This window comes from Pinisolibacter sp. DMC100 (assembly GCF_056313705.1).
On record NZ_JBQUZT010000009.1, the window covers coordinates 1 to 22,663 of the forward strand.

Sequence of the window (22,663 nt, forward strand, 5' to 3'; positions counted from 1 at the left end):
GTCGCCTTCTGGATCTCCAGCACCTTGGCGCCGATGTCGCCGGTCGCCTTGGAGGTCTGGTCGGCGAGCTGCTTCACTTCCGCCGCGACGACGGCGAAGCCCTTGCCCGCCTCGCCGGCGCGCGCCGCCTCGATCGTGGCGTTGAGGGCGAGGAGGTTGGTCTGTCCGGCGATGTCGCGGATCAGGTTGACGACGTCACCGATCGCCGCGGCCGCCGTGGCGAGCTGGCCGATGCGGGCGTTCGAGGTCTCGGCCTCGCCGTAGGCGGTGTCGGCGACCTGCGCCGAGTGGCCGACCTGCCCGCCGATCTCGCGCACCGAGGCGGCGAGTTCTTCGGACGCGGCCGACACCGTCTGGACGTTGGAGGCGGCCTCTTCCGCCGCCGCGGCGACGGCCTGGGCCTGCCGCGAGGTCTCCTCGGCGGTGGCCGAGAGGTTCTTGGCGGCATCCGCCATCTCGCCCGACGACTGGGTGAAGCTGGCGGCGAGACTCTGCATGCGGCCGACGAAATCGCCGGCGAGCCTCTCGCGGCGAGCGAGCAGACGGCGCTCGTTCTCTTCCCGCGCCGCCTGTTCCTGACGCGCGCGTTCGGCGGCCTGGAGCTGATCGCGCAGCACTTCTAGGGACTTGGCCATGGCGCCGATCTCGTCGCGCCGGTCGGCGCCGGTGATCACCACCTGCAGTTCGCCGCGACCGAGCGCGCCCATGCCGTTCATCGACGCGAGGAGCGGCGCGACCAGACCGTTGCGGACGGCGAGCACGGCGAGACCGAGCACGCCGACGATCGCGGCGGCGATCACCCCGAGCGTCCAGCGGAAGGTCGACAGCGACGAGGCCGTCGCTTCGGCGCTCTCCTTCTCGATTCGGACGGACAGCTTGGCATTGAAGGTACTGAACGCCTCGATCGCCTTGCCGAGGGCCGGTCGGCATTCCGTCTCCATCAGCATGCCGGCCTTGGAGTTGCCCTCGATCGTCGTGCTCTCGTTGGCGATCTTGACGACCTGGCGGCACGGGCCGTTCGTCGCTTCCTTGACCATGCGGTCGACGGCCTCGATGGCGCTCGCATCGGCCGGCAGCAGCTTGATCGCCATCGCGACCTGCTCCTGCCCCTCCTTCAACGCCCCCTCCTGCATGCTGATCGCCGCGCGGTTGCCCTCGTCGGTGGTCGCGACGATGTTCCGATAGACGCCCGCCTCGTAGGTGCGGATGAAGCGCACGGCCCGGGCGAGCTTGGTGATGGCGCTCGCGTCGTGATCGAGGAGATCGGAATAGGACTTGTCGATGTCGATCAACTTCGACGTCGCATAGTAGGCGCCGGTCAGGCTGACGCCGCCGAGCAGCAACAGCAGACTGACGACTTTCCAGATCATGGGCCAGTTCTTGAACGACATGACGAATCCCCCGCTCCGGGCCACACCACCCCGATGAACCGCATGTGGTTCGACAGAATTTCGGCCCGTTGACGTGCTTTCCCGGCCATCGACAATCCGTGAGTGTCGTTAACGAGGCCTTAATGGGATGGTTTTTCTCAAAAGAGGGAGCCAGATTTCTCGAAATTCGCGAACAATACTGATAGTATAACTTCACAGAATGTTTCTTGATATTTCAGGAATTGCGAGTCGTGTCCGCGTCGCCGGTCGAACGGGAGTGCCGACGTGCGACCGCCCGGCGGGGGGCCGCCGGGCGGAATCGAACGACCGACATCGGCCCGCGCCGCGGACCGTTCGGGCGTCAATGCAGGCGGAAGATCCCGTCGACGCGTTTCCATTCGGCCGCGGCGATCATCTTGGCGTGGGCCACTTCGACCGAATGGATCGGCCCGTCGAGTTCACGCTCCCAGAAGTCGAGGAACTTCTCGAGTTCGGGAAACGTCGGTGCCACGTCGTAGTCCTGCCAGACGTAGCTCTGCAGCAGGAGCGGACGATCGGGCATCCGGTAGAGAATGTGGGCGGTGGTGAGCGAATAGCCTTCCAGCTGACGGCGGAAGGCATCGTCGACGATCGGTTGCGGCATGGTGGACCCTCCTCGCTGCGGCGACGCGGACAGAACGTCGCCCCCTCTTCCATGCAACGCCGATACCAGTTAATAGTGTTTGAAATCATACACTTGGCAGCAGTTCGGCGAGAGTGCTGCCAGAGCGTTCGGATTTGTCGATCGCACCGTCTCACCGACGCCTCTCGGTTCGCCGGAAGCGCCCGTCTCGACCGCCCGTACCGCGCCGCTGGCACTCCCGATCGCGGAGTGCCAAATTTTTTCGGCCTCCCTCTTGAAGCCGACGACGGCACTGCCCAGATGAGCCGCACCGGCTCCGTGCCCCGCTCTCCGGCAGATGGTGTTCATTCCGTGAGCAGAACGGACCGGCCTGACGGGAGCCCCGCAGGGTCCCGAAACAAACTCTCTGTCCCGATCGGAGGATGAGATCCATGAAGTTCCGTCCGCTGCACGACCGCGTCGTGGTCAAGCGCATCGAAGCCGAGCAGAAGACCGCCGGCGGCATCATCATCCCGGACACCGCCAAGGAAAAGCCGCAGGAAGGCGAAGTCGTCGCCGTCGGCCCCGGTGCCCGTGACGAGAAGGGCGCCCTCGTCGCCCTCGAGGTGAAGGCCGGCGACAAGGTGCTCTTCGGCAAGTGGTCCGGCACCGAGGTCAAGATCGACGGTCAGGACCTCCTGATCATGAAGGAGAGCGACATTCTCGGGATCGTGGCCTGAACCACACCCGGGGACAGTTCCGCTCCCTCGACATCAGTTTCCCCTTCCACCCGGAGTAGACCGAAATGGCTGCCAAGGACGTCAAGTTTTCCATCGATGCGCGCGAGAAGATGCTGCGCGGCGTCGACATCCTCGCCAATGCGGTGAAGGTCACCCTCGGCCCCAAGGGCCGCAACGTCGTCATCGAGAAGTCCTACGGTGCGCCCCGCATCACCAAGGACGGCGTCACCGTCGCCAAGGAGATCGAGCTCGAGGACAAGTTCGAGAACATGGGCGCCCAGATGGTGCGCGAAGTGGCCTCGAAGACCAACGACCTCGCCGGTGACGGCACCACCACCGCCACCGTTCTCGCCCAGGCCATCGTCAAGGAAGGTGCCAAGGCGGTGACCGCCGGCATGAACCCGATGGACCTGAAGCGCGGCATCGACCTCGCGGTCGCCGCCATCGTCAAGGATCTCGAGAAGCGCGCCAAGAAGGTGACCTCCAACGAGGAGATCGCCCAGGTCGGCACCATCTCCGCCAACGGCGACACCGAGATCGGCGCCTTCCTCGCCCAGGCGATGCAGAAGGTCGGCAACGAGGGCGTCATCACGGTGGAAGAGGCCAAGACCGCCGTCACCGAGCTCGACGTCGTCGAGGGCATGCAGTTCGATCGCGGCTATCTCTCGCCCTACTTCGTGACCAACACGGAGAAGATGCGCGCCGAGCTCGAGGACCCCTACATCCTCATCCACGAGAAGAAGCTGTCGAACCTCCAGGCCATGCTGCCGGTGCTCGAGGCGGTCGTGCAGACCGGCCGTCCGCTGGTCATCGTCGCCGAGGACGTCGAGGGCGAGGCTCTGGCGACGCTGGTCGTCAACAAGCTGCGCGGCGGCCTCAAGGTCGCGGCGGTGAAGGCTCCGGGCTTCGGTGATCGCCGCAAGGCCATGCTCGAGGACATCGCCATCCTGACCGGCGGTCAGGTCGTGTCGGAAGACCTCGGCATCAAGCTCGAGACCGTGACGCTCGACATGCTCGGCCGCGCCAAGAAGGTGGTGATCGAGAAGGAGAACACCACGATCGTCGACGGCGTCGGCGCCAAGGCCGAGATCGAGGCCCGCGTCGCCCAGATCAAGGCGCAGGTCGAGGAGACCACCTCCGACTACGACCGCGAGAAACTCCAGGAGCGTCTCGCCAAGCTCGCGGGCGGCGTCGCGGTGATCCGCGTCGGCGGCGCCACCGAGGTCGAGGTCAAGGAGAAGAAGGACCGCGTCGACGACGCCATGCACGCCACCCGCGCGGCGGTCGAGGAAGGCATCCTGCCGGGCGGCGGCGTCGCCCTGCTGCGCGCCCTCCCCGCGCTCGATCACGTCGAGTTCGCCAACGCCGACCAGAAGACCGGCGTCGACATCGTCCGCAAGGCGATCACCGCGCCGGCCCGTCAGATCGCCTTCAACGCCGGCGACGACGGCTCGATCGTGGTCGGCAAGATCCTCGAGAACACCGATCCGGCCTTCGGCTGGAACGCCCAGACCGGCAAGTACGGCGACATGTTCGCCTTCGGCGTGATCGATCCGGCCAAGGTCGTGCGCTGCGCCCTGCAGGACGCGGCTTCCGTCGCCGGCCTGCTGATCACCACCGAGGCGATGATCGCCGACAAGCCCAAGAAGGACGCCGCTCCGGCCATGCCGGCCGGCGGCATGGGCGGGATGGACTTCTGATCCACTGCGCCAGCGCCCGAAGAGTTGCAGACTTTTCGGATCGGCGCCGGCGCAGGAGAGATCGGAAGGCCATTCCGGATACCGGGGCGATTCGCCCTGTCGGACTTCGCGAGAGGCGGCCTTCGGGCCGCCTCTTTCGCGTTCGTGATCGTCGTGACGAAGGTCGGGGAGAGGCCATTCCCGCGCGGAAAACAGCCGCTTGGCGCACTCGACCCGGGCCGCCCGCCTCCCCTTCGCCACACGACTGCCTCGATTCCGCCGCATCGCGCCGCGACACCGCCGATGTCCCGGCCGGTGCCGGTCTTCGTCTCATGCCGATGGAACCGCTGCCGATGGTCGTCTCGCGCCTTTCTCGACGTGCCCTGCTGACCGGCGCCGCCCTCGGGCTCCTCGCCCCGTTCGGCACCGCCGTCGCCGCCAAGAAGCAGGCGCAGAGCGCGAAGAAGGCCGCCGCCGCCCAGCCCGGCGTGCAGATCCCCTACCCGCCCCTCGTCGACGTCGGCGCCTCCGCCGTCTACGACCTCGTGGCCCAGCCCGCGACCCATGCCTTCGTCAAGGACAAGCCCGTCGCCGCGATCGGCTACGGCGGCACCTACATGGGCCCGGCGCTGCGCCTGAGGCGCGGCACGACCGCCCGCGTCCACCTCGTCAACCGGCTCGACCGTCCGACCAACGTCCATTGGCACGGCCTGCTGGTCGAAGGCCGCTTCGACGGCGGCACCCACCCCGGCATCGCCCCCGGCGAGACCTGGGAGGCGAGCCTCGCCGTCGACCAGCCCGCCGCGACGCTGTGGTACCACGCCCATGTCCACGGCTCGACGACCCGCGACGTCCACGACGGCCTCGCCGGTCTGCTGATCGTCGAGGACGACAAGTCCGCCGCCCTCGGCCTGCCCTCGACCTGGGGCGTCGACGACCTGCCGCTGGTCCTGCAGGACCGCGACTTCGACGCCGACGGCAAGCCCGTGCTGCCGCCGCTCGCCGCGGCGCTCGAACACGGCTTCCGCGGCCGCTCCCTGATCGTCAACGGCGTCGCCGAGGCGCGCGCGCGCGTGCCCGAGCGGCTGGTGCGCCTGCGCCTTCTCAACGCCTCCGGCGCCCGCACCTTCCGCCTCGCCTTCGACGATCGCCGGACCTTCCGTCTGATCGCCGGCGACGGCGGCTTCCTCGCCGCGCCGGTGGAACTGTCGTTCCTGCCGCTGGCGCCGGGCGAGCGCGCCGAGATCCTGGTCGACTTCACCGCCGGCGCCTCGCCGCTGATGACCGATCCCGACACCCACGAGCACCGCGCCGGCCGCGAGGTGATGAACCTGCCCGACGTGCTCGCCCAGCCGACCAAGGTGCTCGATTTCGAGGTGAAGCCCGATTCGGTCGCCGCACATACCGTGCCGAAGGCGCTGGCGGCGCTCGCCGCCCTGCCGGAGTCGACCATCGGCCTCCCCCGCCGCCGCTTCGAGCTGCGCGTCGTGCCCGGCGCAGAGACCGCCATGAGCATGCCCGGTCACGCCCAGCACATGATGCATCCGGTCGAAGGCCACGCAGGTCATGAAGGCCACGGCGGCGGCGACCAGCCGGTGGCCGATGCCCTGCCCGCGCCCAAGCTGACGATCAACGGCAAGTCCTTCGCCATGGGCCGAATCGACGAGAAGGTCACCCTCGGCGCCACCGAGATCTGGGAGATCGTCTCGCCGGAGATGGCACATCCGTTCCATCTCCACGGCGCACATTTCCGCGTGCTGAGCGAAGACGGCGAACGGGCGAAACTGTGGAACGGCGGTGCCAAGGACACCATCCTCGTCGACAACAGCGCCGAGATCCTGGTGACCTTCCGCCGCAAGGCCGATGCCTCGGCGCCCTTCGTCTACCACTGCCACCTGCTCGAGCACGAGGACGGCGGCATGATGGGCGCCTTCACCGTCGGATGAGCGCGAAGGCGACCGTCACGGCGTCTGGATGGTCTTCAGCCAGGCGATGAAGGCCTCGATCTCGCGGGCCGTCATCTTGACCTGCGGCATGCCGGGATGGCCGACGACGACGCCCTCCGCCAGCGCCTCCTCGAGGCTCTCGACCGGATATTTGCGCCCGAGCTCGCGAAACCGCGGCGCCTCGGCCTTCGGGCTGTCGCCGGCCGCCCCGATCGCGTGACAGGCCGCGCAGGCATGGCGCGCGATGCGGGCGCCACGGGCGATCGTCTCGCGTTCGCCCGCCGATGCGATGCCGGTGGAAAGACCGGCGAAGAGGGCGGCGGCGAAGACGAGGCGCTGAATCATGGAAAGGTTCCCCGAGGGCACTCTCGGGATGGACCGATTCGCGAAAACCGGCAATTCGCCTCGCGACGGAGGGTCTCCGACGCCCCCTCGCGTCCGTCCGGAGCACGGCACCCCTTCCCTTCTCTCCTCGCGGGGGAAGGTGGCCCGTCCGTGCCTCGCGCGGATGCCCTCAGTCGAGCGTCGGGACGCTGCGATAGGCGCGGTCGAGATAGAGCAGCGCCGGCTCCTTCGGACCCAGCCGAACCGCCTCGACGACGCCCAGGAACACCGTGTGCGAACCGACGTCGGTCGCCTCGGTGATGCGGCAGTCGAAGGCGGCGCGGGCGCTCGTCAGCAGCGGCGCGCCGGTCACCGCGGTCGCCCAGGTGCCGGTCGAGAAACGATCGGCATGGTCGATGCCGCCGACGCCGGCGAAGACGCCGGCGAGATCCTCGGCGCCCGAAACCAGCGTGTTGACCGAAAAGACGCCGTTCTGGCGCAGCAACGCGTTGAGCCGACCGGAACGGTTGAGGCAGATCAGCAGGGTCGGCGGTGCATCGGTGACCGAGGCGACGGCGGTCATCGTCGCTCCGCCGCGCCCGCCCGGACCGTCGGTGGCGATGACGTGCACGGCACCGGCGATGCGGCTCATCGCTTCGCGATAGTCCGGCCCGTCGACCGCCTCGGCCGTCGGTGCCGCCGGGGCGTCGATGATCTTCTGGAGAGCCTGCATCCGTCCTCGTCCTTCGCGTTCCCCGCCCCGCCCCTGGCGGTGACTTCGAAGCTCCATCGTCTCACGGCACAATATAGAAACTCCTAAGGCGTGGACGATGGCCGCGCCGCGGCACCGTGGCTCGGACTACGGAATTGACCGGATGGCCATTGTTCCTGCGCCTTCGGGGCGGAAGATGAAAAAACGATCCGCGACCTTCGTCGTACGATTCCTGTGCATTCGGCCTCGTGGCCGCGCCCGCCAGCGCCTGCGAGCAATGGAGCCATGCATGGAACGCAGGTTCTCGCATATATCGCATACAACCAGAAATCGGAAAATCCATCCGGCGAAGCGATCGAATCCGGATGAAAAAACTTTTACCGAGGGGATTTGACGGCGCGAATTGTCTCATCTTAAGGTGCATCCCACGAAGCCGGCGGTTTTGGGGCATGCCCAATCGCCGGGCAGCAACTTGAGTGCCTTGCGGCATTCCGACACTGGTCGCGTTCCGACCTGTCCGGACCTCGATGGGAGCGTCTGTCCCCGATGGAAGTTTTTCTGCAACAACTCATCAACGGGATAACCCTGGGATCGATCTACGGATTGATCGCCATCGGTTATACCATGGTCTTCGGCATCATCGGCATGGTGAACTTCGCCCACGGCGACGTGTTCATGGTGTCGGCGTTCATCGCCGTGATCACATTTCTCGCCCTCACCTTGTGGGCGGGGATCGGGTCGATCGCCGTGGTGCTGTTCATCTGTCTGATCGTCGCCATGGTCCTGACGTCCGTCTGGAACTGGGCGATCGAACGGGTGGCCTACCGGCCGCTTCGAGGCTCCTTCCGTCTCGCACCCCTGATCAGCGCCATCGGCATGTCGATCTTCCTGTCGAACTTCGTCCAGGTCGCCCAGGGCCCGCGCAACAAGCCGGTGCAGCCGATGCTGACCGACGTGATCACGCTGGTGAAGTCGCCGACCTACGACGTCACCATCTCCTACAAGCAGCTGATGATCTGGGTGGTGACGGCCGTCCTGCTGGCCGGCTTCTGGTATCTCGTCCAGAAGACGCCGCTCGGCCGCGCCCAGCGCGCCTGCGAGCAGGACCGCAAGATGGCCTCGCTCCTCGGCATCGACGTCGACAAGACGATCTCGCTGACCTTCGTCATGGGCGCCGCCCTCGCCGCGGTCGCCGGCGTCATGTACATGGTCTACTACGGCGTGGTGAGCTTCTCCGACGGCTTCACCCCCGGCGTGAAGGCCTTCACCGCCGCGGTGCTCGGCGGCATCGGCTCGCTGCCCGGCGCCGTCATCGGCGGTCTGCTGATCGGCCTGATCGAGGTCTTCTGGTCGGCCTACTTCACGATCGACTACAAGGACGTCGCCGCCTTCTCGATCCTGGTGGTGGTGCTGATCTTCATGCCCCAGGGCATCCTCGGCAAACCCGAAGTGGAGAAGGTGTGATCATGACCGACACGACCTCCTCCCCCGCCGCCCCGGCCATCCCCTGGGGCGCCGCCCTGAAGGACGCGCTCGTCACCGCTCTCGTTCTCGTCGCCATCCTCGGGCCGTTCATCGGCCTGGTGACGGTGCAGAACATGGAGCACAAGCTGATCCTCGAGACGCGCTGGCCGCTGCTCGCCGCGCTCGTCGGCGTCATCGTCGGCGCCCGTCTCCTGCTGACGCTCTTCGTCTGGAACCGCCCGAAGAAGCCGTCCAAGCCGATGATCGTCCCGCCGATCATCGCCTCCGGCGCCGGCCCGGTCTTCATCGGCTTCCTCTTCGCCTTCCCGGCGATCGTCTTCTTCGTCGCCGGTGGCGGCAACATCGCCAAATACGTCGACAACTACGGCATCCAGATCCTGATCTACATCATGCTCGGCTGGGGCCTGAACGTGGTGGTGGGTCTGGCCGGTCTGCTCGACCTCGGCTACGTCGCCTTCTACGCCGTCGGCGCCTATTCCTACGCGCTGCTGGCCAAGAGCTTCGGCCTGTCCTTCTGGGTGCTGCTGCCGCTCGCCGGCATCCTCGCCTCGTTCTGGGGCATCATCCTGGGCTTCCCGGTGCTGCGCCTGCGCGGCGACTATCTGGCCATCGTCACGCTGGCCTTCGGTGAGATCATCCGCCTGATCCTGATCAACTGGGTGGACTTCTCCGGCGGCTACGCGGGCATCTCGGGCATTCCGCGGCCCACCCTGTTCGGCATTCCCTTCAATGCCTCCGACAGCGGGTTCGCGGCGACCTTCGGGCTCGAGTTCACGCCCAATCACCGAACGATCTTCCTCTACTACCTGATCCTCCTCCTGGCGCTGCTCACCGCCTTCGTCACGACGCGGCTGCGTCGCCTGCCGATCGGCCGGGCCTGGGAAGCGCTGCGCGAGGACGAGATCGCCTGCCGCTCGCTCGGCATCAACACGACGCTGACCAAGCTCTCCGCCTTCGCCACCGGCGCGATGTTCGGCGGCTTCGCCGGCTCGTTCTTCGCCGCCCGCCAGGGCTTCATCTCGCCCGAGAGCTTCTCCTTCATGGAATCGGCGCAGATCCTGGCGATCGTCGTCCTCGGCGGCATGGGCTCGCTGTGGGGCGTCGTCATCGCCTCGGTGGCGCTGGTCGGCGGCTTCGAGATCATGCGCGAACTCGACTTCCTGAAGATCGTGTTCGGCAACGACTTCGACCCGACGCAGTACCGCATGCTGCTGTTCGGTGCCGCCATGGTGATCATCATGCTCTGGAAGCCGCGCGGTCTCGTCTCGACCCGCGAGCCCACCGCCTTCCTGAAGGAACGCAAGACCGTGTCCGGTTCCCACGTCTCGGAGGGTCACGGCTGATGGCCCGCTGGCAGACCCAACCCCTGCTCGAGGTCGAGCACCTGACCATGCGCTTCGGCGGCCTGGTCGCGATCAACGACCTCTCCTTCACCGTCGGCGAGGGCGACATCACCGCCCTCATCGGCCCCAACGGCGCCGGCAAGACCACCGTCTTCAACTGCATCACCGGCTTCTACAAGCCGACCGAGGGCCGCATCGCGCTGCGCCACGGCGAGCAGTCGATCTGGTCGGAACTCCCCGCCGCCACCCGCGCCCCCGGGCGCAAGTGGTCGAAGGGCGGTTCCTCGCTGTGGCTGCTCGAGCGGATGCCCGACTTCGAGGTCTCCGCCAACGCCAAGGTCGCCCGCACCTTCCAGAACATCCGCCTGTTCCAGGGCATGACGGTTCTGGAGAACCTGCTGGTCGCCCAGCACAACCCGCTGATGGCGGCGTCGATCTTCTCGATCGCCGGCATCTTCGGCCTGCCGAACTATCGCCGCGCGTCGAGCGCCTCGGTCGACAGGGCCAAGTACTGGCTGGAGAAGATCGGCCTCACCGATCGCGCCGACGACCCCGCCGGCGACCTGCCCTACGGCGACCAGCGCCGGCTCGAGATCGCCCGCGCCATGTGCACCGACCCGGTGCTCCTGTGCCTGGACGAGCCGGCCGCCGGCCTCAATCCGCGCGAGAGCCTCGAGCTCAACAAGCTGCTGCGTTCCATTCGAGTCGACGAAGGCACGTCCGTCTTGCTCATCGAACACGACATGTCCGTGGTCATGGAAATCTCCGACCACGTGGTGGTGCTCGACTACGGCACCAAGATCTCCGACGGCACGCCGGACGAGGTGAAGAACGATCCCAAGGTCATCGCGGCCTACCTCGGCGTCGCCGACGACGAGGTCGAGGAAGCCGAAGCGGAGGTGGCGTCGTGAGCGAACCCCTCCTCTCCGTCCGTGGCGTCCAGACGTTCTACGGCAACATCATCGCGCTGAAGGGCGTGGACATGGACGTCCACGAAGGCGAGATCGTCACCCTGATCGGCGCCAACGGCGCCGGCAAGTCGACGCTGATGATGACGATCTTCGGCAGCCCGCGGGCCCGCGCCGGCAAGATCACCTACGCCGGCACCGACATCACGCGGACGCCGACGCACGAGATCGCGCGCATGCGCATCGCCCAGTCGCCGGAAGGGCGTCGCATCTTCCCGCGCATGACGGTGCTCGAGAACCTGCAGATGGGCGCGGCGATCGACGGCTTCGCCCACATGGACGAGGATCTCGAGAAGGTCTTCGCCCTGTTCCCGCGCCTCAAGGAGCGCATCTCCCAACGCGGCGGCACGCTGTCGGGCGGCGAGCAGCAGATGCTGGCGATCGCCCGCGCCCTGATGTCGCGGCCGAAGATGCTGCTGCTCGACGAGCCCTCGCTCGGTCTCGCGCCGCTGGTGGTCAAGGGCATCTTCGACGCCATCGCCGAGCTCAACCGCTCCGAGGGCCTGACGGTGTTCCTCGTCGAACAGAACGCCTTCCACGCCCTGAAGCTCGCCCATCGCGGATACGTGATGGTCAACGGCTCCATCACCATGAGCGGAACCGGCGCCGAACTGCTGGCCAGCCCCGAAGTCCGCGCCGCCTATCTCGAAGGCGGTCATCACTGATCGAGGACCGAACGATGTTGCAGGGCATTCTCCACGAGGAACCCTCGATCTGGCTCTTCCTGCTCGTCACCTGCGTGATGGGCGGGTGGGCCGCCTGGATGACCGGCCGCGCCATGGCTTCGACCTGGCGGTCGACCGGATACCTCTTCGCCTATCTGCTGATCCTGGGAGCGGCGGTGCGGTTCATCCACTTCGCGCTGTTCGGCGGCACGCTCCTGTCGCTCCACTATTACGTGGTCGACACGATCGTGGTGCAGATCATCGGATCGATCGGCTATCGCATCACCCGTGTCGGTCAGATGATCGACAAGTACCGCTGGCTCCACGTCGCCGACGGCCCCTTCTTCTGGAAGGACCGCGCCTGATCGCGGCGTCGTGAAGTCGTCGCATACGCGGTGGCAGCATTTCCGAACATGGTTACCGTCGTTCGACCTCGGTCGAACGACGGAAAAGCTGTTTGCGGCCGTTTCCGCGCCAGATGCGAATCGTTTCGCACTGCACAATGATGCGGCGGGTGCTTCATGCGACCAAATATTGCGCAAGAAAGGGGATGACAACGACGCGGAAGCGTTGGAGAGTGTGCCACCGGAAAGCGTGACGGTCGCTCGAGAACGGAACGCTCCCCGCGGGGTCGATCACAGGAATGTTCTTGTTCGCATCGATGCCCGGCGGGGTTCCCTCTCTCCCCGAGAGGGATGCAACGGAAAAACGCAGCCTCGGCCCGACCCACGCCGGGTGCGGGGCGCGCGACAGAGATCGACGTTCGAAGAGACGAACGATGGAGAGGAGTAATCCGATGCAGAAGAAGTGGATGACCGGTCTGGTGCTCGCCGCGGGTCTCGCCTGGTCCGGCGCTGCGCTCGCCGACGTCAAGCTCGGCGTCGCCGGCCCGATCACCGGCCCGAACGCCGCCTTCGGCGCCCAGCTCAAGAACGGCACCGAGCAGGCCGTCGAGGACATCAATGCCGCCGGCGGCATCCTCGGGCAGAAGATCGTCATGACGGTCGGCGACGACGTGTCGGACCCGAAGCAGGGCGTGTCGGTCGCCAACAAGTTCGTCGGTGAGGGCGTCAAGCTCGTGGTCGGTCACTTCAACTCGGGCGTGACCATGCCGACCTCGGAGATCTTCGCCGAGAACGGCATCCTGCAGATCACCCCCTCGGCCACCAACCCGAAGATCACCGAGCGCGGCCTGTGGAACATCTTCCGCACCTGCGGCCGTGACGACCAGCAGGGCAAGCTCTGGGCCGACTACGCCAAGGCCAACCTGAAGGGCAAGAAGATCGCCATCGTCCACGACAAGACCACCTACGGTCAGGGTCTCGCGGACGCGGCCAAGGGCTTCATGACCGCCGACGGCATCAAGGAAGTCCTCTACGAAGGCGTCAACGCCGGTGAGAAGGACTACTCGGCCCTCGTCTCCAAGCTGAAGGCCGCCGGCGCCGACGTCGTGATGTGGGGCGGTCTCCACACCGAAGGCGGCCTGATCATCCGTCAGATGCGCGACCAGGGCCTGAACGCCGTCATGCTCTCGGGCGACGGCATCACCTCGGCCGAATTCGCCACCATCGGCGGCGACGGCGTGGTCGGCACCCTGATGTCCTTCGGCCCGGATCCGCTCAAGAACCCGGCCGCCAAGAGCGTCATCGAGAAGTTCCGCGCCAAGAAGTACGAGCCGGAGGCCTACACCCTCTACTCCTACGCCGCCGTGGAGATCATGAAGCAGGCCGCCGAAGAGGCGAAGTCGCTCGACCCGAAGAAGATGGCCGAGGTCATCCACTCCGGCAAGACCTTCAAGACCGTGCTCGGCAACCTGTCCTACGACAAGAAGGGCGACCGCAAGGACGTCGACTACGTCATGTACACCTGGAAGAAGGACAAGGACGGCAAGATCGTCTACGAGCAGAACTGATCGTAGCGATCGGAGGGGTGCATCGCGCGCCCCTCCCCTCCCGTCTTTCGGAAACCGCCGCCGAGTTCGCTCGCGGCGGTTTCTTCGTCTTCGCGGCGCGCTAGATTACCTCTCGGACTCGGACATTCAGGAGACGCCATGCGCCCCGGCCCCATGAACTCGATCCTCGACGTCGCCGGCCTCGCGGTCGGCCATGCGGTCGACCATCGCCTCGCCTCCGGCGTGTCGGTCGTCGTCGCCGATCGTCCCGCGGTCGCCTCCGCCCATGTCATGGGCGGCGCGCCGGGGACCCGCGACACCGACCTGCTGGCGCCCGAGGAGACGGTCGAGAAGGTCGACGCCATCGTCCTCTCCGGCGGCTCGGCCTACGGGCTCGGCGCCTCGTCGGGCGTCATGGCGCATCTCGCCGAACAGGGGCGCGGCTTCGCCGTCGGGACCGCGCGGGTGCCGATCGTGCCGGGCGCCATCCTCTTCGACCTGCTGAACGGCGGCGACAAGGACTGGGGCCGCTTCCCGCCCTATCGCAATCTCGGCTTCACCGCGGCGGAGGACGCCGACCGCGAACCCTTCGCCTGCGGCGCCACCGGCGTCGGCTACGGCGCCACCACCGCGACGCTGATGGGTGGCCTCGGCACCGCCTCGATCGTCCTGCCTTCGGGCCACACGGTCGCCGCCCTGGTCGCGGTCAACGCGGTCGGCTCGGCGACGATCGGCGACGGACCGCATTTCTGGGCCGCACCCTTCGAGATCGACGGCGAGTTCGGCGGCCTCGGCCTGCCCTCGCCCTGGCCGGCGGACGCGACCGTCCCGCGCCTCAAGGGCGTCGCGGCGCCCGCCGCGCCGACGACCGGCACGGCGACGACGCTGGCGATCGTCGCGACCGACGCGGCGATCTCCAAGGCGCAGGCGAAGCGGCTGGCGATCCAGGCGCACGACGGCTTCGCCCGCGCGCTGTGGCCGGCCCACACGCCGCTCGACGGCGACATCGTCTTCACGCTGGCGACCGGCGAGAAGCCGCTCGGCGAACCGCTCGCCGACATGGTGGCGCTCGGCATCGCGGCGGTGAACGTCACCGCCCGCGCCATCGCCCGCGGCGTCCACGCCGCCGCCCACAAGGGCTGGGCCAACCTGCCGACCTGGCAGGACCGCTTCGGCCAACCGGCCGCGCCGGTGACGGCGCCGGAGGATTGAGGTCCGGCGGGGCGGGAGTGCTCCGGGGGGCCTATCCGATCGTCGGGAAGATGCGAGGCGGGTGCGCGATGCTTCGAGACGGGCGTCTTCGACGCCCTCCTCAGCATGAGGCGCTCGTCATTTCTCGAACAAGAACAAACGCCTCATGCTGAGGAGCGGGCCGAAGGCCCGCGTCTCGAAGCATCGCGCACGGCCTCCCAGCGCACTCGACCGACCCCACCCGGCCCTGCGGGCCACCCTCCCCTGATGGGAGGGTGAAGGCGCCTCCGGCGCCCCGTGACACCGTCGACCGGACCCTCCCGGCTCACTCCGCCGCCCTCGCCCCGGCCGGCGCCGCGTCGAGCTCCGCCAGCACCGCCGCCCGCTTCTCGCGCGCCGCCTTCATCGCCGCGTCCTTGATCGGGCCATAGCCCTTGACCGTCTCCGGCCAGGAAATCAGCCCGTCGAGCACGCGCGGCGCGACGCCGGCGGCGAGACGCTCGGCGATCCGCGCGACGTCGTCGCGGTAGAGATCCCGCAGAGCCCGCTCCTCGCGGCGTTCTTCGGTGCGGGCGAACGGGTCGAGGACGGTGCCGCGCAGCACGCGGGCCTTCGCCATCACCCCGAGCAGCGGCCGGATCCACGGGCCGAAGGAGAGCTTCTTCGGCCGGCCGGTCGCCGGGTCCCGCTTCGCCAGGAACGGCGGGGCGAGCACGGTGCGGATCTGCGACACGTCCTCGAAGGTCTCGGCGAGCCGCGCCGCGAAGGCCGGATCGGCGTGGAGCCGTGCCACTTCCCACTCGTCCTTGATGGCGGTGAGGCGATAGAGCCGCTCGGCGACCCGCCGCGTCACGCTCTCCTCGCCCGTCGCCTCCGCCTCGGCGCGGCGCACCGCGGCGATGCGGGTGCGGAAGTCCGCCGCGACCGCCCGACCGCCCCAGCGCACCAGCTCGTCGGCGAGGAAGGCGATGCGCTCGTCGAGCGGCACGGCGGCGACGTCTACCACGGGGCGGGGCGCCACCAGCGCCGTCACCCGCTCGGGCGCGGCGGCGAGCGCCCGGCCGAGCGCCACGGCGGCGAGATTGGCCTCGACCGAGGCGCCGTTGAGCCGGATCGCCGTCTCCAGCGCCCCGACCGAGATCGGCAGCCGCCCGTCCTGCAGCGCCGCGCCGATCAGCATCATGTTGACGGCGAGCGTGTCGCCGAAGAGCCGCTCGGCGATCTCGCCAGCGGCGAAGCTGCGGAACGCCGCCGAGGCCTCGCCGAGAAGACCCGCGAGCCGGTTCGCCGAGAAGGACTGCGTCTGGCGCAGCACGAATTCCGCCGTCGGCTGCGGCTTGGCGTCGGCGAAGGTCGCGGTGCGCGCCGGATCGGCCATGGCGAGCACGTCGCCGCCGGCCGCCACCACCATGTCGGCGGCGATCAACACGTCGAGCGAGGCGTTCGGCACCCGCGGCCCCTCGATCGGCCGGGCGAAGGTGGAGAAGCGGACATGGCTCGTCACCGGTCCGCCCTTCTGGGCGAGACCCGTCATGTCGAGCGTCGAGACGTCGAGCCCGTCGACATGTGCGGCCATGGCCAGCACCGCCGCCGCCGTGGTGACGCCCATGCCGCCGATGCCGGCGATGACGAGATCGAGCGTCTTGGCCTCGAGCCCGGCCCGCGCCGGGGCAGGCAGACCCTCGAGCAGCGCGGCCGGATCGATCCGCCGCCCCTCGCGCTTCAGCGTGCCGCCGATCACCTCGACGAAGGACGGACAGAAGCCGGTCTCGCAGGAGAAGTCCTTGTTGCAGTTCGCCTGATTGATCCGCCGCTTGCGCCCGAAGGCGGTCTCGATCGGCTCGACGGCGACGCAGTTCGACTGTTTGGAACAGTCGCCGCAGTCCTCGCAGACGCGCTCGTTGACGAAGAGCCGCTTCGGCACGTCGGCCATCAGCCCGCGCTTGCGCCGCCGCCGCTTCTCCGCCGCGCAGGTCTGGTCGTAGACCAGCACCGTCACGCCGGGCGTCGCGGCGAGTTCGCGCTCGACGTCGAGAAGCTCGGCGCGCGGGCGGACGGTGACGCCGGCCGCGAGTTCCGGCGATCCGACATGACGCTCCCATTCGTCGGCGACGACGACGATCTTCGCCACACCTTCCGCCTCGAGGCTGCGGGTGAGGCGCCCGACGGTCAGCGCGCCGCCGTCGACCTTCTGCCCGCCGGTCATGGCGACGGCGTCGTTGAAGAGGATCTTGTAGGTGATGTTCACCCCCGCCACGACCGACTGGCGGACGGCGAGCGTGCCCGAATGGAACCACGTGCCGTCGCCGAGATTGGCGAAGACGTGAGTGTCGCGCGAGAAGGCCGCCTGACCGACCCAGGGCACGCCCTCCCCGCCCATCGCCGAGAGACCATCGGTGGTGCGCTCGGCGAGTTCGGTCATGGCATGGCAGCCGATGCCGGCCAACGAGCGCGAGCCTTCCGGCGTCCTGGTCGAGGTGTTGTGCGGGCAGCCGGCGCAGAAATAGGGCGAGCGCCGCGCGTCGGACGCGTGCCCAGCCGCCCACATCGCCTGACGGACGAGTGCGTCCGCCGCGTCGCGGGCGCGGGTGTCCTCGGAAAGCTGCGGGATCACCGCCATCAACGCCGGCACGATGTCGGCGGAGGCGAGTTCGCGCACCGCGGCGAAGAAGGGCTCGCCGGTCGGCGTCGTCTTGCCCCAGATCGCCGGGCGCTGGCCGTCGGGCCAGTGATAGGCGAGTTCCTTGATCTGCGCCTCGATCAGCGACCGCTTGTGCTCGACCACGACGAGCCGTTCGATGCCGCGGGCGAAGGAGGCGATCGCCATCGGCTCCAGCGGCCAGCTCATGCCGACCTTGAAGATCGCGACGCCGAGATCGCGCGCCCGCTGCTCGTCGAGGCCGACGATCGCGAAGGCCTGACGCAGATCGCGATAGGCCTTGCCGGTGGCGACGAAGCCGATGCGCGGCCGGCTGGCGCCGAAGACCTGGGCGTCGAGCCCGTTCGCCCGGGCGAAGGCGCGCGCCGCGGGAACGCGGATCTCGCGCACCGAGACCTCGTTGTCGAGCCGGTGTTTCAGCAGCATCGGCCGGTCGACGTCGGCGCGGGCGCGCGGGTCGAACTCCGGCCGCGGCCGGCGGAAGGCGTGGCGGGCGAGCGAGACGTCGACCACGCCGGAGGAATCCATCGTGTCGGCGAGCGCGATCATGCCGACCCACAGACCGGAATAGCGCGACATCTCGAGGCCGAGCAGACCGTAGTCGACGACGTCCTGCAGATCGGCCGGCTCCAGCACCGGGATCTCGCAGTCGGCGAACTGGAATTCGCTCTGGCAGGCGACGGTGGAGGACTTCGCCAGATGGTCGTCGCCGGCGATCGCCAACACGCCGCCGAGGCGGGACGTGCCGGAGGCATTGGCATGCTTGAAGACGTCGGTGGAGCGGTCGACGCCGGGCGCCTTGCCGTACCAGATGCCGAAGACGCCGTCGAAGTCCGAGCCGGCGCCGGAAGAGACCGTCTTCTGCGAGCCCCAGACGGCCGTCGCCGCCAGTTCCTCGTTGACGCCCGGCGTGAAGCGCACGTCGTGGGCGGCGAGCTCGGCGCGTGCTGCGACGAGTTGCTGGTCGTAGCCGGCGAGCGGCGAGCCGCGATAGCCCGAAATGAAGCCGGCCGTCTTCACCCCCGCCGCCCGGTCGAGGCGGACGCGGTCGATCGGCAGGCGCACCAGCGCCTGGATGCCGGTGAGATAGACGCGACCCCGATCGAGGTCGTATTTGTCGGAAAGCTTCGGCGGCCGCGCGGGCCACGGCGTGAAGTCGTTCATGAGCGTCTCCCTCGACCACTGCGACGGCGGTTCGGAGGCCCCATGACATCGTTCTTCGTGCCATTCTGGACGGGGACGACCGGATTACGCGACGTCGTTCAGCTTTCGTCGAGGGGACAGAATACACCTTCCATACGTCGAATTTCATGCTAACTTGGCGCCCCGAACAGCGTTTCACGTCGATTTGTTTCAGGTGACAAGGGATGGCGGAAAAGATTCTCCTCGATCCGCATGACGTGCGCATCCTGCGCATTCTCCAGCGCGATGCCTCTCTGGCCATCGCCGACGTCGCCAAGGAAGCCGGCATGAGCCAGACGCCGTGCTGGCGTCGCATCAAGCGGATGAAGGACTCCGGCATCATCAAGCAGATCGCCGCGCTCGTCGACCGCGAGGCGGTGGGGCTCGAATTCGTCGTCTATGCCTTCGTCAAACTCGGCGTTCCGTCCAACGACAACATGACCGAGTTCGACCGTATGATGCGGCTCTGGCCCGAGGTCATCACCTGCGAGCGCGTCACCGGCGCCGTCGACTATCTGATCAAGGTGGTCGCCGAGGACATGAAGGCCTACGACACCTTCCTGCGCTCGAAGCTCCTCGACAACAATCTCGTCACCGACGTCCAGTCCCACATCGTGGTGGCGACGGTGAAGGACACGCCGGCCCTGCCGCTGCGCGAGACCTGAGGCGCCGAGGCGCCTCCTCGCCCCGCCGTCACGCGCCGCCGCCCGGCCCCGAACCCGTCGTGTCCCAGGGCTTGCGCCCCTGCATCCGGTCGAGCGTCTCGCGCAGTTCGTCGACCGGATCGCGCTCGTTCGGCAACCGGCCCGATTCGCGGATCGGCCCACTCTCGTCCTCGACCGGCTCGGGATCGTCGCGCCGCCCCATGCCGAAGATGCCGATGGCGATCATCGCGCCGCCGAAGAGATAGACCGGCCACTCGATCTTCACGCCGTCGATCATGCCGCGCTCGGCCGCCTGGGCGAACGACACCACGACGATGCCGACGAAGGCGAAGACGATCGGCAGCGGCCGACGGCCGCCCTCGCGGCGCGCGGCGAGCCGGACGGGACCGCGCGTCTCCCTCATCGCTGACCTCCGAAGCGCTCCGCCCGGAAGGGCGTCAGATCGACCAGCGTCGGCTCGCCGACGATTCCTTCCGCGATCAGCCGGCCGGAGATCGGCCCCAGCGTGAAGCCGAGATGGCCGTGGCCGAAGTCGAGCCACATGTTCGGCACGCCCGGCGCCGGGCCGATGATCGGCAATCCGTCCGGCAGCGCCGGCCGCCGCCCGAGCCAGGGCTCGGGGTCGAGTTCGGCGCCGAGCGGGAAGAGATCGCGGGCGATCGGCTTCAACTGCTCGAGCTGGCGCGGCGTCGGGTCGGCATCGCGATGAGCGAATTCGACGCCGGTCGTCAGCCGGTAGCCCTTGGCCATCGGCGTCAGGCAATAGCCCATCTCGACGTCGACGATCGGCCGCGCCAGCCGCGCGCCGCGCTCGGCGGCGAAATGCATGTGGTAGCCACGCTTCACCGCGAAGGGGAACGACAGGTCGAAGCGATCGAGCAGGTCGTTCGACCACGGCCCGAGCGCCACGACCACCGTCGGCGCCGAGACCTCGCCGGTCTCCGTCGTCACGAACCAGCGCTCGTCGACCCGCCGCAGCGAGCGCGCATCGCCGCGCGCGAACACGCCGCCGAGCGCCTCGAACCGATCGCCGTAGGCCTTGGTGACGGCCTCCGGCCAGGCGACCGTCTGGGTCTCCGGCCAGAACACGCCGGCATGGAGAATGCGTGCGAGATCGGGCTCGAAGGCATGGAGCGCATCGCGATCGAGCAGCCGATGCTCGATGCCGAAACGGTCGGCGAGTTCGTGCAGGTCGCTCTCGCCGGCGAGGCCCTTGGGCGTCCGATAGACCCGCAGCCAGCCGGTCTCGCGGAACTGGTCGGAGACGTTCGCCGCCGCCGCCAGCCGCCGATGCTCGACGATGGCGAAGCGCGACAGCGCGTCGGTCGCCCGCGCGAAGGCCTCGATGCCGGCCTTGTCGGAGGCCTCGAACAGTTTCCACAGCCAGGGCGCGATCTTCGGCAGGAAGCCGACGTGATAGTTCGCCTCCGGCGCGAGGTTCAGCGCATAGCGGAACAGCCGCACGATGTCGCGCGGGATGCCGACCGGCACCAGTCCCTCGCGCTCGATCACGCCGGCATTGCCGAAGCTCGTCTCCTCGCCGATGCCGCGGCGATCGATCAGCGCCACGCGGCGCCCCTTCTCGGTCAGTTGCAGGGCGGCGGAGGTGCCCACCATGCCGGCGCCCAGAACGATCACGTCGTGTGTCATCGTTGTTCCTCGAAAACTCGGCCGCCGGTGCGGCCGTCGGCGCGGGTCCGACCGAGCCGCGCGCGACTCGTTTGATAGCGCATTTCGCCTGCCTGCGTTGAGCGTCGGCGCGGGGTCTGCTAAGTGGCGGGCCTGAATTTCTTCAATCCCGCGCGAGCCCGCGCGACCCTGTCCTCACGAGGTGCTCCGATGATCCCGCGCTATTCGCGTCCCGAGATGGTCTCCGTCTGGGAGCCGCAGTCCCGCTTCCGCATCTGGTTCGAGATCGAGGCGCACGCGACCGACGCGCTCGCCGAGCTCGGCGTGGTGCCGAAGGAGGCCGCGGCCGAGATCTGGGCCAAGGCCAAGGACGCCACCTTCGACGTCGCCCGCATCGACGAGATCGAGGCCGTCACCAAGCACGACGTCATCGCCTTCCTGACGCATCTCGCCGAGATCGTCGGCCCGTCGGCGCGCTTCGTCCATCAGGGCATGACCTCGTCGGACGTGCTCGACACCTGCCTCGCCGTCCAGCTCGCCCGCGCCACCGACATCCTGATCGCCGACGTCGACCGCGTGCTCGCCGCGCTGAAGACCCGCGCCATCGAGCACAAGCACACACCGACCATCGGCCGCAGCCACGGCATCCATGCCGAGCCGGTGACCTTCGGCCTGAAGCTCGCCGAGGCCTATGTCGAGTTCGAGCGCAACCGCGCCCGCCTCGTCGTCGCCCGCGCCGAGATCGCCACCTGCGCCATTTCCGGCGCCGTCGGCACCTTCGCCAACATCGATCCCACGGTCGAAGCCCATGTCGCGGCGAAGATGGGCCTGACCGTCGAGCCGGTCTCGACCCAGGTCATCCCGCGCGACCGCCATGCGATGTATTTCGCCACGCTCGGCGTCGTCGCCTCGTCGATCGAGCGCGTCGCGATCGAGATCCGCCACCTCCAGCGCACCGAAGTGCTCGAGGCCGAGGAGTATTTCTCCCCCGGCCAGAAGGGCTCCTCGGCGATGCCGCACAAGCGCAACCCGGTGCTGACCGAGAACCTGACCGGCCTCGCCCGCATGGTGCGCGCCTACGCGATCCCGGCGATGGAGAACGTGGCGCTCTGGCACGAGCGCGACATCTCGCACTCCTCGGTCGAGCGCATGATCGGCCCGGACGCCACCATCACCCTCGACTTCGCGCTGAACCGCCTCGCCGGCGTCATCGAGAAGCTGGTCGTCTACCCCGAGCGCATGGCGCAGAACATGGACCGCCTCGGCGGCCTCGTGCATTCCCAGCGCATCCTGCTGGCGCTGACCCAGGCCGGCGTCAGCCGCGAGGACGCCTATCGCCTCGTCCAGCGCAACGCCATGAAGGTCTGGGACAGCTATCAGCGGACCGGTCAGGCGACCGTCGACTTCCTCGCCGAGCTTCTGGCCGACGAAGAGGTGCGCAAGGCCCTGAGCGAGGAACAGATCCGCGAGCGCTTCGACCTCGGCTACCACATGAAGCACGTCGACACGATCTTCGCCCGCATCTTCGGCTGATCACGGGCCCGATCCCGCGAAACGAAAGAGCCCCGTCGGAGCGATCCGGCGGGGCTCTGTCGTCCGAGGCAGCAGTGTGG

Annotated in this window: 19 protein-coding genes; 12 read left to right on the forward strand and 7 right to left on the reverse strand. The window is 68.2% G+C overall.

Annotated elements, in window-relative coordinates:
- Positions 1–1,370: methyl-accepting chemotaxis protein (locus ACT541_RS19085; RefSeq protein ID WP_476138698.1), on the reverse strand; the 1,370-nt coding region annotated here is incomplete at its 3' end.
- Between the two features lie 361 nt (positions 1,371–1,731).
- Entirely contained in the window at positions 1,732–2,013 is a 282-nt protein-coding gene (locus ACT541_RS19090) for an usg protein (RefSeq protein WP_476138700.1), read from the reverse strand.
- A gap of 410 nt (positions 2,014–2,423) precedes the next feature.
- On the opposite strand from ACT541_RS19090, the gene groES reads away from it, so the two are divergent.
- The 3 genes from groES to ACT541_RS19105 all read left to right on the forward strand — a co-directional run bounded on the left by groES (position 2,424) and on the right by ACT541_RS19105 (position 6,336).
- Complete coding sequence (groES, locus tag ACT541_RS19095; RefSeq protein ID WP_476138702.1) at positions 2,424–2,711, forward strand: co-chaperone GroES; 288 nt, start codon at positions 2,424–2,426, stop codon at positions 2,709–2,711.
- A 65-nt stretch (positions 2,712–2,776) separates the two neighbouring features.
- Positions 2,777–4,411 (forward strand): chaperonin GroEL, encoded by a 1,635-nt coding sequence (groL, locus tag ACT541_RS19100; RefSeq protein WP_476138704.1) that lies wholly within the window; start codon positions 2,777–2,779, stop codon positions 4,409–4,411.
- Between the two features lie 311 nt (positions 4,412–4,722).
- Positions 4,723–6,336: a multicopper oxidase domain-containing protein gene (locus ACT541_RS19105; protein ID WP_476138706.1), complete on the forward strand. Its 1,614-nt coding sequence runs from the start codon at positions 4,723–4,725 to the stop codon at positions 6,334–6,336.
- Positions 6,337–6,351: 15 nt separating this feature from the next.
- Here ACT541_RS19105 and ACT541_RS19110 read toward each other — a convergent pair whose 3' ends face one another.
- Together ACT541_RS19110 and ACT541_RS19115 are read right to left on the reverse strand one after the other, a co-directional pair.
- Positions 6,352–6,681 (reverse strand): c-type cytochrome, encoded by a 330-nt coding sequence (locus ACT541_RS19110; RefSeq protein ID WP_476138708.1) that lies wholly within the window; start codon positions 6,679–6,681, stop codon positions 6,352–6,354.
- 169 nt (positions 6,682–6,850) lie between these two features.
- Positions 6,851–7,393 carry a flavin reductase gene (locus ACT541_RS19115; RefSeq protein ID WP_476138710.1) on the reverse strand — a complete coding sequence of 181 codons (543 nt, stop codon included), beginning with the start codon at positions 7,391–7,393 and terminating at the stop codon, positions 6,851–6,853.
- A 525-nt stretch (positions 7,394–7,918) separates the two neighbouring features.
- Here ACT541_RS19115 and ACT541_RS19120 point away from each other — a divergent pair.
- The 7 genes from ACT541_RS19120 (at position 7,919) to ACT541_RS19150 (ending at position 14,936) form a co-directional block, all read left to right on the forward strand.
- Complete coding sequence (locus ACT541_RS19120) at positions 7,919–8,836, forward strand: ABC transporter permease subunit (RefSeq protein ID WP_476138712.1); 918 nt, start codon at positions 7,919–7,921, stop codon at positions 8,834–8,836.
- A gap of 2 nt (positions 8,837–8,838) precedes the next feature.
- Positions 8,839–10,200 (forward strand): high-affinity branched-chain amino acid ABC transporter permease LivM, encoded by a 1,362-nt coding sequence (gene livM, locus ACT541_RS19125; RefSeq protein ID WP_476138714.1) that lies wholly within the window; start codon positions 8,839–8,841, stop codon positions 10,198–10,200.
- On the forward strand, positions 10,200–11,111 hold the full coding sequence (locus ACT541_RS19130) for an ABC transporter ATP-binding protein (RefSeq protein WP_476138716.1): 912 nt from the start codon (positions 10,200–10,202) through the stop codon (positions 11,109–11,111). The genes livM and ACT541_RS19130 overlap by 1 nt, the downstream gene beginning before the upstream one ends.
- Positions 11,108–11,833, forward strand: a complete 726-nt coding sequence (locus tag ACT541_RS19135) for an ABC transporter ATP-binding protein (RefSeq protein WP_476138718.1) — start codon at positions 11,108–11,110, stop codon at positions 11,831–11,833. Before ACT541_RS19130 ends, ACT541_RS19135 begins: the two co-directional genes overlap by 4 nt.
- A gap of 17 nt (positions 11,834–11,850) precedes the next feature.
- The gene (locus ACT541_RS19140; RefSeq protein ID WP_476138838.1) at positions 11,851–12,198 is read left to right on the forward strand and encodes a DUF6867 family protein; all 348 of its coding nucleotides are present in this window, start codon (positions 11,851–11,853) and stop codon (positions 12,196–12,198) included.
- 431 nt (positions 12,199–12,629) lie between these two features.
- The gene (locus tag ACT541_RS19145) at positions 12,630–13,745 is read left to right on the forward strand and encodes a branched-chain amino acid ABC transporter substrate-binding protein (RefSeq protein ID WP_476138720.1); all 1,116 of its coding nucleotides are present in this window, start codon (positions 12,630–12,632) and stop codon (positions 13,743–13,745) included.
- 138 nt (positions 13,746–13,883) lie between these two features.
- The gene (locus tag ACT541_RS19150) at positions 13,884–14,936 is read left to right on the forward strand and encodes a P1 family peptidase (protein WP_476138722.1); all 1,053 of its coding nucleotides are present in this window, start codon (positions 13,884–13,886) and stop codon (positions 14,934–14,936) included.
- Between the two features lie 304 nt (positions 14,937–15,240).
- Here ACT541_RS19150 and ACT541_RS19155 read toward each other — a convergent pair whose 3' ends face one another.
- On the reverse strand, positions 15,241–18,738 hold the full coding sequence (locus tag ACT541_RS19155; RefSeq protein WP_476138724.1) for an indolepyruvate ferredoxin oxidoreductase family protein: 3,498 nt from the start codon (positions 18,736–18,738) through the stop codon (positions 15,241–15,243).
- A 203-nt stretch (positions 18,739–18,941) separates the two neighbouring features.
- On the opposite strand from ACT541_RS19155, the gene ACT541_RS19160 reads away from it, so the two are divergent.
- On the forward strand, positions 18,942–19,421 hold the full coding sequence (locus ACT541_RS19160; protein ID WP_476138726.1) for an Lrp/AsnC family transcriptional regulator: 480 nt from the start codon (positions 18,942–18,944) through the stop codon (positions 19,419–19,421).
- 28 nt (positions 19,422–19,449) lie between these two features.
- On the opposite strand, the gene ACT541_RS19165 is transcribed toward ACT541_RS19160, so the two are convergent.
- Positions 19,450–19,824: a hypothetical protein gene (locus ACT541_RS19165; RefSeq protein ID WP_476138728.1), complete on the reverse strand. Its 375-nt coding sequence runs from the start codon at positions 19,822–19,824 to the stop codon at positions 19,450–19,452.
- The gene (locus ACT541_RS19170; protein ID WP_476138730.1) at positions 19,821–21,071 is read right to left on the reverse strand and encodes an NAD(P)/FAD-dependent oxidoreductase; all 1,251 of its coding nucleotides are present in this window, start codon (positions 21,069–21,071) and stop codon (positions 19,821–19,823) included. Before ACT541_RS19170 ends, ACT541_RS19165 begins: the two co-directional genes overlap by 4 nt.
- Positions 21,072–21,260: 189 nt before the next feature.
- Between ACT541_RS19170 and purB the strand changes: the two genes are divergently transcribed.
- The gene (purB, locus tag ACT541_RS19175) at positions 21,261–22,583 is read left to right on the forward strand and encodes an adenylosuccinate lyase (RefSeq protein ID WP_476138732.1); all 1,323 of its coding nucleotides are present in this window, start codon (positions 21,261–21,263) and stop codon (positions 22,581–22,583) included.
- Positions 22,584–22,663: the final 80 nt, after the last annotated feature.